General features: G+C 46.8%; 10 protein-coding genes. All 10 read left to right on the top strand.

Going from position 1 to position 14736, the window contains the following annotated elements; all coding sequences use genetic code 11:
* Positions 1 to 39: 39 nt before the first annotated feature.
* The 10 genes from IPN95_16680 to IPN95_16725 all read left to right on the top strand — a co-directional run bounded on the left by IPN95_16680 (position 40) and on the right by IPN95_16725 (position 14122).
* The gene (locus tag IPN95_16680) at positions 40 to 717 is read left to right on the top strand and encodes a hypothetical protein (GenBank protein ID MBK9451005.1); all 678 of its coding nucleotides are present in this window, start codon (positions 40 to 42) and stop codon (positions 715 to 717) included.
* Between the two features lie 48 nt (positions 718 to 765).
* Complete coding sequence (locus IPN95_16685) at positions 766 to 2781, top strand: hypothetical protein (GenBank protein ID MBK9451006.1); 2016 nt, start codon at positions 766 to 768, stop codon at positions 2779 to 2781.
* A gap of 4 nt (positions 2782 to 2785) precedes the next feature.
* On the top strand, positions 2786 to 4018 hold the full coding sequence (locus IPN95_16690; protein ID MBK9451007.1) for a gliding motility-associated C-terminal domain-containing protein: 1233 nt from the start codon (positions 2786 to 2788) through the stop codon (positions 4016 to 4018).
* Positions 4019 to 4034: 16 nt separating this feature from the next.
* Positions 4035 to 4343, top strand: a complete 309-nt coding sequence (locus tag IPN95_16695) for a hypothetical protein (protein ID MBK9451008.1) — start codon at positions 4035 to 4037, stop codon at positions 4341 to 4343.
* Between the two features lie 287 nt (positions 4344 to 4630).
* Positions 4631 to 4981, top strand: a complete 351-nt coding sequence (locus tag IPN95_16700) for a hypothetical protein (protein ID MBK9451009.1) — start codon at positions 4631 to 4633, stop codon at positions 4979 to 4981.
* 600 nt (positions 4982 to 5581) lie between these two features.
* A complete protein-coding gene (locus IPN95_16705; GenBank protein ID MBK9451010.1) occupies positions 5582 to 6052 on the top strand; it encodes a hypothetical protein in 471 nt (156 codons plus the stop codon).
* Between the two features lie 499 nt (positions 6053 to 6551).
* Positions 6552 to 7889 (top strand): hypothetical protein, encoded by a 1338-nt coding sequence (locus tag IPN95_16710; GenBank protein MBK9451011.1) that lies wholly within the window; start codon positions 6552 to 6554, stop codon positions 7887 to 7889.
* Positions 7847 to 10216 carry a hypothetical protein gene (locus IPN95_16715; GenBank protein ID MBK9451012.1) on the top strand — a complete coding sequence of 790 codons (2370 nt, stop codon included), beginning with the start codon at positions 7847 to 7849 and terminating at the stop codon, positions 10214 to 10216. The genes IPN95_16710 and IPN95_16715 overlap by 43 nt, the downstream gene beginning before the upstream one ends.
* A gap of 2 nt (positions 10217 to 10218) precedes the next feature.
* Positions 10219 to 12054: an AAA family ATPase gene (locus IPN95_16720; protein ID MBK9451013.1), complete on the top strand. Its 1836-nt coding sequence runs from the start codon at positions 10219 to 10221 to the stop codon at positions 12052 to 12054.
* 1054 nt (positions 12055 to 13108) lie between these two features.
* Positions 13109 to 14122 (top strand): MBL fold metallo-hydrolase, encoded by a 1014-nt coding sequence (locus IPN95_16725; GenBank protein ID MBK9451014.1) that lies wholly within the window; start codon positions 13109 to 13111, stop codon positions 14120 to 14122.
* Positions 14123 to 14736: the final 614 nt, after the last annotated feature.

Raw genomic sequence — 14736 nt, forward strand, 5'->3', positions numbered from 1 at the left:
ATTGGAAAATCAGTATGCTATGAATCAATCTGGATGGACATGGAAATCTCAAGGGAATGGTTGCGCTTGCCCGTTTCGACGGTGAAGAAGGCAATGTCGCCGAGTCGCAACGAGGCCCACATATTGCAATCGGTGGTTGCCCGATTGGCCACGGCCATTGAGCGACATTCGCTCAAGGCAAGCCGTGCTGCCAACAACGAGGCGACCCTTGAAAACGGCCTTTGCAGGTTGCATTTTTCAGGGCTTTACGAGGACAGGGTGCTTTGCAGGTTTTCCAACAAGGGGCGCTTTGGCGGGAAGGATTTCGACCTTGCGCTTTACCTGTACGTGCGGTTCGGGGATTGGGCCTTGGAGCTGCTTCCGTGTCCAGACGGTGATTGGGACAATGAAAGGCGGGTGCTGCACTATCTCGACGGCTTCAATGCCCTGCTGCTGGATGGGTGGCTGCAAGAACCGCTGGAGGGCAATTTCTCGTGGATTGCCGACTACCGCAGGATCGAGGCGGAGGCTTGCGCCCTGCTCCAACATCTTGCAGCCATCAAGGCGCAATATTTGGCCCTCTGGACGGCGATTCGCAGCAAGTTGGCTGCAAGCGACCACACTTGGATTGCCGATGCGCGTGAATTCATTGGTAGCAACCTGTTTCACGGCGATGCGGCGCAATTGCCGCCGATTGCCGAAATCCACCCCGTGAAAGTCGGGGTTCCAACGGCCTGATGGCCGATTCTTAGGTAGTATTTGTTCATGTAATCAACCATCAAGGATATGAGAACTCATTTCCCCGATACCCTTTTGCTTTTGCTTTTCATGGTCGCCGCAAGTGCGGCCCATTCCCAATCCAGCCCAAGCCCGGTGATCCAGGACTACGACAACACGAGCTTGCCCGTCACGTACCAGATCAACTCCGACACGACCTTTTGCAAGGGCCACAGCATCACGCTGCACGGCCAATATTTCAAGAAGGCGACATCGGGCGAGCTTTGGGACACCACCCAGGTTTTTCTTGGAGGGCAAAGGATTTGGCCGCAGTCCATCACAAGCATGATGGGCGGCACCAACGACCGCATCGTGATTCAGATTCCCCCCGCCTACACGATCGACACTTGCTTGCGGGTGGAGATTGTGAAACGGACGATACTTGCCCTCGACACTTTCCAATACACCGTCACCGACACCATCTGCCTCACGGGCGATGTGGCCCAAGTGGCCTACCAAGGCTCGATCTTCTGCCTCGGTGACCCGAACCCATTGCCCTCGGTCACGCTCATGCCGCCGACCGCCACGGGCATGTTTTGCTGCCGCACGGGCGCTCCTGGGTTTTGGGTCAATCCAAGCACGGGCGAGATTCCGCTGCACCTTGGGGCGGTGGGCAACAACAACCAGTTCCTCTACTGCTCCAACCATCCACGCTGCTCCGACACGGTGGCCTTTGCCGTGTCGATCAGGCCAAAGCAACCCGCAGTCGCGACGATCAACGGCCTCACCCAAGTGACCGTCTGCCAAGACGGTGGACTTGTGAGGCCCGACTCTGCAAACCTCTTTCCCGCCGGGGCAGTTTTCCGTTCGCCCACGGGCCTCTACCAATTGAATCCCTTCACAGGATTGTTTGACCCGGCCTTGTCGCCCGTGGGCTTGCACGAGCTCTGGTACGTCCCCGTCGGCGGTGGTTGCTATGACAGCACCATGATCCAAGTGATCGTGCTGCCAACTTCGACGGCCACGGTGGGCTATCCAGCAGTCCCGCTCAATCTTGGAGTCCCTACCCTTTGCCAAGGCACCCAGGCGGTTTGGCCCTCGTTCACGAGCGGCAATTCGGGCGGCACCTTCATTGCAAGCCCAAGCGGACTCGACCTCGGCGGTGCGGGCGACATTGCCCCGGCTAACAGCCAGACGGGCATCTACACCGTCCAGTATGCGACCACGGGCCAATGCCCCGACACCGTGACGGCCATCGCCAACCTGCACATCGACACGACCCTTTCAGCCCAATTCACCCTGCCACAGACGCAATATTGCGCCCAAGGTGTGCTTGGGCCATCGGCCCAAAGCGCAACGGGGACTTGGCAAGTGACCAGCACGACCGGGCAGGTGCTTTTCAGCCAAGGCACGGCACCTATTGCAGTTGCGGCGACTGGCATTGCCAGCGGCGCAAACTACCAGTTGCGGCACGTCACGGGCGGCTTTTGCTCCGACATGGCCTCGGTTCCATTCTCGGTGCTTGCGACCGACAACCCCGCATTCACCTACCCGCCCAACGGCAATTTCTGCATCGGCGATCCCGACCCTTGGCCACTCGTGCAAGGCATCATGGGCTATTTCCACGCCGTCACCCCCTTGACGGTGGTGGACATCGACGGGCGCTTGCACCTGAGCGCAAGCGGGGCGGGTACGCACACAATCAGGCATATCACAGGCGGCACATGCAAGGACAGCACGGACGTGACCGTGAACATCTTCGGGAACGCATCGGCCAATTTCGCCTACCCTGCATCGGTGTTTTGCAGCGGCGACACCAACCCCTTGCCCCAAATCCTCGGAACGCCAGGCGGCGGGCATTCTCGGCGGATTCTGGCTTGGCCGTCGATAGCGTTTCGGGCGCGATCCTGGTTGCCCAATCACAGGAGGAATCTGGAATGTGACCTACACGCTCACTGGCAGTTGCCAAGCACAGTTCACGCAGACGGTTCAAATCAGCCCTACCGATTCATCCACCATCATCGCCTATGTTCCCAACCACTACTGCCAATCCGAACCCGACGCGATACCCCTGGTCCTCGGTGACACGGTGGGCAGCTTTGTAGCGGGTGGTGGCATTGTCTTCAGCAACACCGACAGGGGGCAGCTCGACTTGAGCGCGATGCAGCCGGGAGGGCCATACATCGTGTACTATGACATCGACAACCGTTGCGCCATCGACACACGCGACTCGGTTTGGATCGACGTTCCCGACAATCCATTCTTTTCCTATCCGCAATCCAGCTATTGCGAGGGCGGGGCCAATCCTTTTCCATCGATCATCGCCTTGTCGGGCGGCACTTTCAGCGAGATCACCGGGAGCGTCATTTTCGCAAACGCGACCACGGGCGAGATCGATGCAAGCGCGAGTGTCCAAGGTGGCCCGTACTTCATCCAATACACCACGGCGGGGCCATGCCCTGAATCGTCCAGCCAGCAACTTACGATCATGCCCAAGCCACTTTCCGCAAGCCTCACCGTGTCGCCCGACACGACCTATTGCACGGGCCAAAGCCTGATCCTGCAAGCCACGGCGGGAGGGGCAACGGTTTGGAGGTGGTACATGAATGGCAGCCTGACAGCCATCACGGACGACATGCTCATGCTGGACGCGCAATTGACGGGCCTCGACAGCGTATCGGTCGCAATGGTGAATACACAGGGATGCAGCGACAGCCTCACAGCGGTCTTGAGGGGCTTGCCAGCGCCAAGGCTCACGGCAACCATCTTGAAGGCGGAAACCAATGTGCTAGGCTCCTCACAGGTGGAGGTGCAGCTTGCCACCGACATTCCAGGCACGGTCGTGGACTGGCAAGCCATCGGCACCAATCTGCGCGACATCACCCCCGAATTCGGGAGCATCGCGGCCTTTGGCCCCGCCAATCCCGCCACGCTGCCCATCGGGGCCACGTTTGTCGCCCCATTCGACCTCGGGCGGCTCAAGTTGCTGCTATCGCCCCGCAATGCCTCGTGCGCCGGGTTCCGCGACACGGTGGTAGTGATTTTGAGTCCCGACACGCTGCCCATCTTCGTCCCGGAGGTTTTCACAGCCAATGGGGACGGCAAGAACGACACATGGATGATTACATGCCTACCGGGCATCAACCCCGGCGACTACAAGATGCACCTCTTCAATGATGCGGGCGGCAAGGTGCTGGAAATGGATGGGCTGCACCAGAATTTCGACGGCGGCTCCCTGCCAGACGGCGTGTATTGGTGGGTGCTGCAAGACACGCAGGGCCGCGACTTGCAAGCGGGTGGACTCACGATCAGAAGAAAATGAAACTCAGGAAATAAGAATGGAAACAGAGAGCGAGACATTGGAGAAAATCGCGGACATGGGACTGCCCAAAGGGCATCTAAAGTTCGACCAAAAGCGCAAATTCAAATTCCGGGTGACCTTCAAGGCCACTGTGGGAGCTTCAAAGGCTAGGGAAAGCAGCTTCTCCTACTATGACTTGGTATCGGCCCGCAAGTGCTACCGCGACATCCTCTTGGCCTTCTACAAGGGCAGGGAGATAGAGTCGTTTGCCGTTTGCCTGAACCACCACGGCTCGAAGAAATGGGAGAAGCCCATCCATGCGGAGGCCACCGACGAGGGTAGTTGAGACACACGGAATCGAATAGAGAACGTGTCGGTGTAGGTGGGAAATGTAGCAAAATGGCAAATGTCTCCTTTTCGGATACTTTTCCACTTCTTTTCGCCTTCTTTTCCGATACTTTTGCTGTTTTCGTGTCTTCTTTTCCTCTATTTTTCCTCTTCTCATCGGCTTCTTTTTTGGGGAATGGTTGCAAAATTTTGTCAAAAGCCATTCATTGCGTTTTGCATTGATAACCAATGTTTTATGAATTCGTACAAGGGGTATGGGCCAGAAAATCCCCCTGATTCAGAAAAATGGAAACCAAGACGGGAAAATCATCAATCGCAGCGTTCCGCCAGCAGATCGTGGAGCTGCAAGAATACACCTTGACCGCCACGGAAGCCGAGGTCGAGACCACCTTTCAGCGGCTCGTGCCAAACTCCAACGGAATGCTGGGTGAGGCACAGGTGTGGCAGCACCTAGGCTCCAAGCGGCGGGCGATCATCGCCTTCCTCGACCAGATGTATGGCGTGACCGAGAAAATGGAGATGGTGCGCGAGATCGCCAGAACCACCGAATCGCTCGGAATGCCAGACTGCGGCGTGGAAGGAATGCCTACGTTCGGGGAGCGGGCTAGGCAAGCCGAAGAAATTTTTGAGTTTTAGGTGGCTTCTTGCCATTGCCTAACGAATACCGCCCCGTGAGTTCAGTCTCATGGGGCGGTTCCTATTCCCCGACCAACGTAAAGATGCGGCAGAATGGCCCGAGAAAATCAAGCAAAACCATGCTAATGGAGTGGAGTTGCTGCCCATCATCCCCTCGAAAAAGGAATTTCCGACACCTTTCCGACACATCTCCGACACCTTCCCGACATCATTCCATACAAATCCCGACACATTTCCGACACTTTTCCTCTTTCCCCCTGGTGCAACAAACGATTCGTGTACCTTTCCAGATAGCGTCCACAAAATCCAGCCCTTCGACTACCTGTTTCCAATAAATGTCCATGCGATTTGCTTGCATTTCTAGTTTGTGTCCACAAACGTTGGATGGATGCAGTAACTGCACGCGACCTGTTTCCAGCGAATCCCCCAAAACTTGTCTCGAACCCATTCTTATGAATTGTTTCCGAAATGGTACGCATCATTCTGAAATAATATCGAAATTGTAATGAAATATAATCGAAATAATTCTGAATATTTTCACACCTTTGCCCATCAACTTTTACCCAAAATCGGGCTAGTTTTGAACCAAACTCGATGAAAATGGCACACTTCCCCCAATCAGACGATCAAATCCCGGCTATGAAATGGGCGGGAATCCCAGAAATGCAATTGGAAGCGTTGGAAACAAGGCAAAGGCATCGAATCACAGCGCTTGAGGAAATGCTAGCGGCTGAGAAGCTGGAACTCGCTTCGATCATCGCTGCAAGGTCTGGGAAGGCCCCATTCCAACAAGGAGCGCAGTTTGCTGTCCAACCTGCACCGCAGCACTATTCGACCGAGCTGACCTGGAAGGACAAAATCCTCTTGGTCAAGGAAGCTGGCAAGCCGATCCACGGCAAGGAGATCGGGCCAGCGTTGCGACGCTTGCAGCCGCATGGCTTGAAATTCAGTGACCTTGACAATACGGTCTCGGTGCATCTCTCCAAGTTGGTGAGGGATGGGGCGCTTGTGAGGATCAAGGTGAAGGGGCGGTCTGGGTCGTTGTATGGGTTGCCAAGCACAAGGACTTAGGCTGAATAACTTTCGAAAACGTTCAATAGTAAACTCAAGCAGCGAAAATTGCTGAAAGTTTTTGACATGAGATGTCAAACAGGCATATCAACTTACAACGACTTCGGTGAATGGCTCTCTACGTTAAAACGAGTCTTTGGACATTAGATTGGGGGTTTTTGTAAGGAAACTCTATCTTTGAGAAGATTCCTAAGGGTTTCGAATTGAATTATTGATTACTCAAGTGGTGCTAAGAAATCAGACATATCGCAGGGCGTCGGCCTCCAACACATGCTCGAAGCCGCCTGTTAGCTATGTTTTACAAGGCAAGATTGGGACCAAAGACATCGTTTTGCCTAAGCACTCCTTCTATTTCAGTGTCAAAAAAAGAGGAGGCTGCTATTTGTGGGATAGAATTTTGCGGAATAAGTTAGCATGCCAAGACGTTTTTGTTCGCATTGTAGAGGAGTCCCTGCCCTTTTTTTTTCTTGAAAACAGGTACGGAAAGGGAGGCTCTCCAATGAGGGTACATGATGTTGAATTTCGGCGTAGCATCCAGAGAGCGCTAGAGGGGTTCAGGACAGGCACTGTTCGGGAAGCAGCCCTGTATCTTTTTAAGACACTTGCATATCCCACTTCCCGAACCACACAATTGGCTATACCCTCCTTTGTTGAGCTGCAAAAAACATTTGACAACCCCGAAGGTAAATTTGACTTGGTTGCAGGAAGAGTTGATGAATGGAGGTCAGTTGATTTCGTTTTTCAATTGACAAAAGAGGAGGTGTTGAATCAGCTGTCACTTTTCGAGGAAAAGAGGTTGGATCGACAATTAAATTCTAGTTATTTGTTCATCGTAATTGAGCTATCCAAGCAAGAATACACAAGAAAGGAAATTAGTGGAATTACACGCGAGATCAATAGGCAATACAATATGCCTGTTATGGTGATCGCAAAATATGGTGACAATTTGACACTCTCCGTTATCAATAGACGGAAAAACAAAAAGGATCTCAGCAAGGATGTTCTCGAAAAGGTGACTTTGATCAAAGATATTTCTCTTAAAGGAGAACCCAAACGATCGCATATTGAAATTCTATACGATCTTTCGTTTTCACAGCTTTCAAGAAAAGGTAATATTCTCGGATTTGAACAATTGCAAGGTGCTTGGGAAAAAGTACTTGACACAAGAGAACTAAACAAACGGTTCTATCAAGATTTGTTCAATTGGTATGCTTGGGCTATTGATCATGTTAAATTCCCAATTGAATCATTTGCTAAAGGCGGCTTTGACCAGGATTCGAAAGAAGCTATTAGTGCGACAAGCTTGATCAGATTAATTACAAGAGTCATTTTCGTTTGGTTCCTGCGAGAAAAAAAGCTGGCAAATGAAGCATTGTTCAAGCGTGAAGAGCTAAAACAAATCATCCAAGGATTTGATGAATCTGATGATTCTAGCAACTATTACAACGCAATACTACAGAACCTTTTTTTTGCTGCACTTAACCAACTTCCTTTAGACCGGAAATTTGAGTCAGGCCTTCCAAGTACAACTTCGAGAATTAATGTGGGCAAAAATACGTGCTTCCGATTTAGGAGTCTTTTTTGCGAAGAAGAATCCAATCCGCTTAGATTATTCTCGGAGGTTCCATTTGTTAATGGAGGTCTGTTTGAGTGCCTAGACACGATTGGATTAGAAGGAAGTGGTCAGTTCATTGACGGTTTTTCTGAAGACCCCAGTGAAAGGGCAATCATTCCTGATTTTTTATTCTTCAGAGATGATCTTGATAAAGGCAAGGGGCAAGAAGTCGTTCTGGCATGGGAACTTCAGGCAAACATGATGGACTTTTTACCATTCTAGATAGATACAAATTTACAATTACTGAAAACACTCCAATAGAAGAGGAGGTTGCCTTAGACCCAGAGCTTCTTGGCCAAGTCTTTGAAAACCTTTTGGCAGCATACGTTGGTGAAACTAAGGAATCGGCACGAAAACAAGCAGGAACCTTCTATACCCCAAGGACGATTGTTGAAAAAATGGTAGATGATTGCCTCGTCCGTTTCTTGAAGAGGAAATTGGACGAGACAGGTGAAGGCGATCAGGAATGGTCGCTACGGCAATTAGTTCAATACTCAGAGAGTCAGGTGGATTTTACCAATGAACAAAAGGAATTGATTCTTCGATCAATTTCCGAATGCAAAATCCTTGACCCAGCTTGTGGTTCTGGTGCATTTTCAATAGGCATTCTCAACAAGCTTGTCCACATATTTACCAAGCTAGACAGCCAAAACGCGGTACTTAGCCGCCTGCAAGGACAAAAAAACAGAGAGAATATTGATGCATTGGACAAAGGACAAATTGAATATTCGCGAAAACTATTTTTGATCGAGAATTGCATTTTTGGCATTGATAGGGAGCCTATTGCCGTTCAAATTGCAAGATTGCGAGTATTTATTACATTGCTGATTGATCAGCAAAGAAATGAAAACCCTAGTGAAAATTATGGAATTCAATCGCTCCCAAATCTTGAAATGAAGTTTGTTGTGGCTAATACATTGGTGGATTTTAGACCTATCGGAAATCAATCCGTATTGGGTAAGTCCCAAACCTTCAATTTGGAATGTGAAGATGACCTGGACATGCAATCGTTTGAACAAATGATTCAAGCCTATTTCTATGTGAAAGATCATAAAGAAAAGATACTGCTTCAGGATGCTATTCGCAAAATGCAATTGAAGCTTGCTGGGGAATTAGCAGAAGGTATGCAGGTTTCACCTAGCACCGTATCACATGACCCATTTGATGCAAAAAAAATAGCCAAAGGCTTCGAAGCTGGTATCATGTTTGGCCCAAAGCTTTCAGATGGCTTTGACATTATTATTGGGAACCCACCGTGGGGTGCGAGGCTGGATCCTGACGAGAAGAAGTATCTAAAGGCAAGGTATTCCAAAATCGATTCCTCCTCAGCAAATTCACTTGCCTACTTCATAGGTTGGTCGTTTGAACACTATAAATGTTTGGTGTCTTTCGTTGTTTCTGACAACCTTCTTACTAAAGACTTCCCAAGAACTAGGGAATATATTCTTCCATTTATTTCAAATATCGACTGGTATGAAAACACCGGGTTGCCAATTGATCAAAAGCCATTTCCTCACGTGAGCCATGATGTGTGCATTATCACAATGGAAAGAGAGGCAAGCAACACTTTACAGTATTCGAAAAATTTATTTGATGCTGTGGCTGGCAATCGAAATATGCGAAGTTCGGTTGCAAAGGGGCGAATGGCCAAGAAGGAGTTTGGATTTGTTTTCAATCTTCTAGCAGGAGATATTGACTTCGAAATCCTTGATCGAATTGAAAAGTTTCCAGAAATTGGGGCTTTCATGCAATGCCATGAGGGTGTACATAGTGGTGCCATACGAGATGAAATTTTCCATCGACATAAGGTAAATGATGGGTGCAAGCCATTGTTCCTCGGGTCTGGCAGCGGTGACATCATCAACAATTTTCACAGCTCGCCTGACCTGTGGTTTGTTGATCTCACTGAGCAATCACTTTCTAAGCTAAAGAAAGGGCGAGGTTCTATTGGCCAAACGGAATGGTTGCTGCCCAAAATATATCTTACAAGGACTGGTGATCCTGTGAAGGGGTTTGTGGACTCGGATAATTATGCTTCCAACAACTTCTTCTCTTTGCAGCATCAAGATTTGTCAAAAAACTCCATTGAATACCTCCAATATGTTTTACCTTTTGTGATTTCACCAATTGCGCAATATTTTTATCGAACATTTGCATCTCCGAGGCTTGGGAGTCGATTTGTGGAAACAAAGATTAATCATATACTTCGGTTTCATATTCCCAGAGATTGCAAGGAAAGAGAGGTCATCACTTGCATTGTTGGTCTCATTATCAAACTGCGTAAAGAAAAACTGGATTCGCGTCTATTTGAAAGGGCGTTAAATGCGGTCATCTATGGCATTTATTTCCAAGAGGAACTGCAAAACGTTGGCGGATTGATTTTTCTGGATCTTCAAAGGGAGTTGGGAATGTCAAATCCAAAGGAAATGCCGACAATGGAAATTGTTGACCTTGGCAAACGGATTGCAAATCCAAATCATCCCATAGCAATAAGTATGGCAAATTTGGACACCATAAAGCTTATTCGTAGGATTGAAGAAAGGAGTTAGTCATGGCATGGATTACGAGCATTGATTTGAAGAATTATCGCGCATTTACAAGCCTAGAGCAACCAATCAAGATTCCAAAGGGTCATCATGTTTTGATATATGGTGAAAATGGAAGTGGAAAAACGTCTATTTTTCATGCATTGGATCATATTCTACGAACCTCTTTCTCAAATGCGCGGTCGCAATTTCACCGGAATGTTTTCACTGATTCAGCTGAGCCTGCGATGATACAAATTGAGGTCTCGGATATTGTTGGTGCAAATAGAGTACAGGTATTTCAGGTTGCTGACGATCCTGATGCCTCTAATAATAGCATTCCTCTCCTTCAACGGGCAAGTAAAGTGCGAGGATTTTTGGACTACAAGAAAATATTGGTCGCGCATGCCCTTGGCCTAGACGATGGCGGAAGGCTTAATGTCTTTGATCTGCTTGTAAGATTCTTATTGTCAGATCACACTATAGCCATCGGCTCAAGCTCAACCACGGTGGGACTCTTGGATGAATATCGAAGGATTTCAGGCATTCTTCTTAGTAAACGGGCAGGATCGCATGATCATAATAGGGCTCTAGTGAACTTGGCTGACTGGAATTCTGCACTTATTCAACTACTCACAGACACAGCAAACATCGCCAATGGTTTTTTGCAAGGCCATTTTCGGAATAAGCTGCATTTGGATTTTTACATTACGCCAGCGAATGTATATAAGCCTGAAGGATGGTCAAAAAAGAAAATGAAGGAAGAAATTTATTTCAAAATTTCCTATGCGGATACAGAGATACAGGACTATCACTTATTCTTGAACGAGGCAAGGTTGTCTGCCTTTTCCATTTGCCTTTTTCTCGCTTCTATCAAAACATATCCAATTCATTCATCTGAGTTGCGAATTATCTACTTGGATGATGTATTTATTGGGATGGACAATGGTAATCGAATTCCACTTATTGAAATTTTGAAAGACGAATTTCTTCACCAAGATATTACAAACCAGAAATTTCAGCTGTTTCTCTCAACATACGATCGGCAATGGTTCGAGTTAGCAAGGAACTGGTTTGAGGCAGAGAAGGTCAAAACTAAATGTATAGAGTTGTTTGTCGGCAATGATGACAGTGATCTCACAGCCCCTGACGTTGCGGTCTTAATCGATCCTTCGGATTCATACCTTTCGCGAGCAAGGAAACATTTTGTTGCCAAGGATTTTCCTGCTGCTGCGAATTATTTGAGAAAGGCTTGTGAAGAGCAAATTAAGAGGATTTTACCACGGCATCAGACATTGCACCACAATTTTGAAACGGGAGAGATTGAGAAAATTAAGAAACTTGAAATATTAATCAATAATTTCTTAGAGTTTATTGGCAGGAATGGATTGGATTTACAACCCTTCCAACATATAAAAACCTACAAGAAAATTGTATTCAATCCTCTTTCACATGATGATATTGAAGCACCCCACTATAAAAGGGAGCTGCTTCACGGATTTGTGTTGGTCGAAAACCTGTCAAAGGTTCGCGTCAAGGAGATTCTTGATGTACAAAAGAGCGCAAGTTGGCCGATGAAGTTAAGAATGACCTCATTTGACGGGACTTGGCAGCGCGACTACGAAATTGTGGTTTTGGAAAATCTCAGAATATTGCAGCAAGATGCTGAACCAATCAAACTCACTGTCGGTGATTGTGAACTTAGATTGCAAAGTTCAAAGCGAGTTTTTGGCTCACTGTACCTAGCATTTGATGAAATTTGGAAAGAATGTGGGTATCCAGATCAAGCGAATTATTCACAGTTTTTGCAACATATTCAATTTACTTCAAGCAAAAAATTGAATGCCGGAATGGTTTTTTAGACATATCGATTTATGAACCCAGGGATCAGTGGCAATTTGTTTGTAATTGGCATAGGCGTTACAGATAGCTGGAGGAAACAACAATTTCACGATTTTTGCAATGCCGCGAGATATTACTTTGTCCAGTGTTTTTGTACTTCAACGTTTTCCAAACAATTACTCCTCTAGCTCTCAATGCAAAGACCTCAACGAATCAATTCGTCATCAGTTTTCCTTATGTAGGAAGTAAAACGTGGTGGCAATCATGCTCCCCAACCTCTTTAATAGCGCCAAAAGGGCCGTTCCGGATGCCACACGTCTATTGCCTGTCTTTGTACTTTGCCTGCTACAAACGAACCACGTTCTCGGGAAATCAGCTTTGTGCCTTGTCAGCATTCGTCCATATAGGCGCAAAACAGAATAGTCATCGAGGCTATTTCCCGCCTGAAATGGATCGGAATCGAGGAAAGATCGCTCAACGCATTAGAGGACGGGCAGCGAATGCGCATCTAGGCGCTCGGGGAGTTGCTTGATGCCGAGGAGCAGGAATTGAGTTGGATTATCGCCGCAAGGTCGTCAAACCGTACCAAGGTCGGGAACCATTACGGAACTGTACCTGTGCCCGTGGGTTACTCCGACAAGATGACTCGGAAGGATAAGATCATCCTCGCGGTCGCCGACGCCACCCGACCACTGCATGTAAGGGAGATAATCCCCATCTTGAAGTCTTGGGAATCAAAGGAGTGGTGTCAGGATATTGACAGCCTAATGTCGGTATTGCTATCGCAACTCGTAGGTGACGGAGCTCTCGTGCGCTCGAAGCGCAATGGGAAGTCGAGGATTTGAATGTGTTGCCTGAGTGATGCAAACACTTCTTTTACCCTCATTATCTTTGCTTGACATTCTTCATAATTGGGTTAGATAAACACTAAACAATATGGGCGTAGTGCTTCAAATTCTAGAGGATTTAGGGTATTCCTAAAAACCGTAGAAGTTTTTGGGGAAATTTTGTTCACAAAAAAATCTCCCCCAATCAAAAAAATGTGTGTATTTTTAGCACAAAACCAAAAGTGTCATGTCAATAATACATTTCTTAAACGTGTTACAAGGAGACTGTAATATCATAGAACATAGTAATTCAGGACGTGTAACGGTCATTGATGTTTGCAATGCAGACAGTGACGATGTTTACGAAAATGCCGAGCTAAGAAGGGCGATTTATGAAGATGTAAGTGACAATACAACAGGGAATTATGGGCAGAAAAAATATCCTGAAAATCCGATACGTTATTTGGAGAAGCTTAAGATTGAGTCGATCTGGAGATTCATCGTTAGTCATCCAGATATGGATCATCTTGACGGAATTAGGGACTTATTCAACGATCTTACGGTATGCAACGTTTGGGACACTGCGAATACAAAGGAAATCCTGGAATTTGGCAATCGCAGCAGATTCAATAAGTATGATTGGGATTTTTACAAGGCCCTGAGGAGTGAAACTGCTGAAGGGTATCGTTTTTTCAAGCTATACGCCGATAAGAATAATCCAGGAAACTATTGGACAGAAGATTATCTTAAGATACTTTGCCCAACGAAAGACCTCGTAGGGAGAGCGAACAAAAATACTGGCGATTACAACGATTCTTCTTACGTAATTCTATTCACTCCACCCATTGGAAACACAGGTAATTTCTGGAAAATACTCTTTTGTGGTGACAGCCATGATGATAGTTGGGAATATATATTGGCTAATTTCAAAAATGAAGTTTCTGACGTTGATGTCCTAATTGCCCCCCATCATGGTAGGGATTCTGACAGGAATTATGATTTTGTAAGAATTGTAAATCCAAGAATAACCCTTTTCGGAAATGCTAGCCGTAAGCATCTTGCTTATTCCAAATACTCCTCACTAAAATTGACAAATAATCAAGCAGGAAGTATTGTTGTTAAATGCACTGATAGACTTTATTTTTACGTAAAAAATCAAAAATTTAGGGATGACTGGTGGCATGAGCGTGGATGGGGCACAGCGCCAGATGCAGATGCAAGACTGGGCGCATACTTCACCTTTTCATTACCTCCAAAGTAATCAATTATGAAAGACCTACTAGAGAAAGTTTCATCGTACAACATATTCAACAATCTTCTACCCGGAGTTGTATTTGTAGCAGTTTCAAGTAAATTGACCGCCTTCAATTTTATCCACAAGATATTTTAGTTGGCTTCTCTATGTATTATTTTATCCGGTCTTATTATCCAGCAGAATTGGATCGCTTTTCATTGGCCCCTACTAAAGCTGGTGGGATTCATTCGGTTTGCAGAATATAAGGCATTTCTTCAGGCTTCAAGTTGATGGTAAAATGATGTCCTTCAGAGAGCTAATAATATGTACAGAACTATTATTAGCATGTTCATAATGCTAGGCATTTTAAAATTGTATGAAACCTTTGGTGAAGTGGGCAATCCTGGAAGAATGGAAAACTGAAATTCTGATAACCAGTTTGCTGCTACTTTTTTTGTTTTCCTATCGAAAACAATCTAGATTTATTACAAAGAGAATTGAAGCTCATGAAGAAGGCTGATAACATACGTTTGGAGAATTGATTATATTGAATTACTCAAATATAATGCACCCATTTATGTCAGAGATTTTAGGCTATCCACTTCTTTTATGTTTTTCGTTGTTGAAGTATCAACGAGCCA

The sequence above is a fragment of the Bacteroidota bacterium genome, from assembly GCA_016718825.1.
In the GTDB taxonomy this organism is placed as follows: domain Bacteria; phylum Bacteroidota; class Bacteroidia; order J057; family JADKCL01; genus JADKCL01.

Bases quoted from the DNA above. Each gene is read 5' to 3' on its own strand.
- IPN95_16680 (MBK9451005.1), top strand. From the start codon at position 40: ATGGAAATCTCAAGGGAATGGTTGCGCTTGCCCGTTTCGACGGTGAAG.
- IPN95_16685 (MBK9451006.1), top strand. From the start codon at position 766: ATGAGAACTCATTTCCCCGATACCCTTTTGCTTTTGCTTTTCATGGTC.
- IPN95_16695 (MBK9451008.1), top strand. From the start codon at position 4,035: ATGGAAACAGAGAGCGAGACATTGGAGAAAATCGCGGACATGGGACTG.
- IPN95_16700 (MBK9451009.1), top strand. From the start codon at position 4,631: ATGGAAACCAAGACGGGAAAATCATCAATCGCAGCGTTCCGCCAGCAG.
- IPN95_16705 (MBK9451010.1), top strand. From the start codon at position 5,582: ATGGCACACTTCCCCCAATCAGACGATCAAATCCCGGCTATGAAATGG.
- IPN95_16710 (MBK9451011.1), top strand. From the start codon at position 6,552: ATGAGGGTACATGATGTTGAATTTCGGCGTAGCATCCAGAGAGCGCTA.
- IPN95_16715 (MBK9451012.1), top strand. From the start codon at position 7,847: ATGGGAACTTCAGGCAAACATGATGGACTTTTTACCATTCTAGATAGA.
- IPN95_16720 (MBK9451013.1), top strand. From the start codon at position 10,219: ATGGCATGGATTACGAGCATTGATTTGAAGAATTATCGCGCATTTACA.
- IPN95_16725 (MBK9451014.1), top strand. From the start codon at position 13,109: ATGTCAATAATACATTTCTTAAACGTGTTACAAGGAGACTGTAATATC.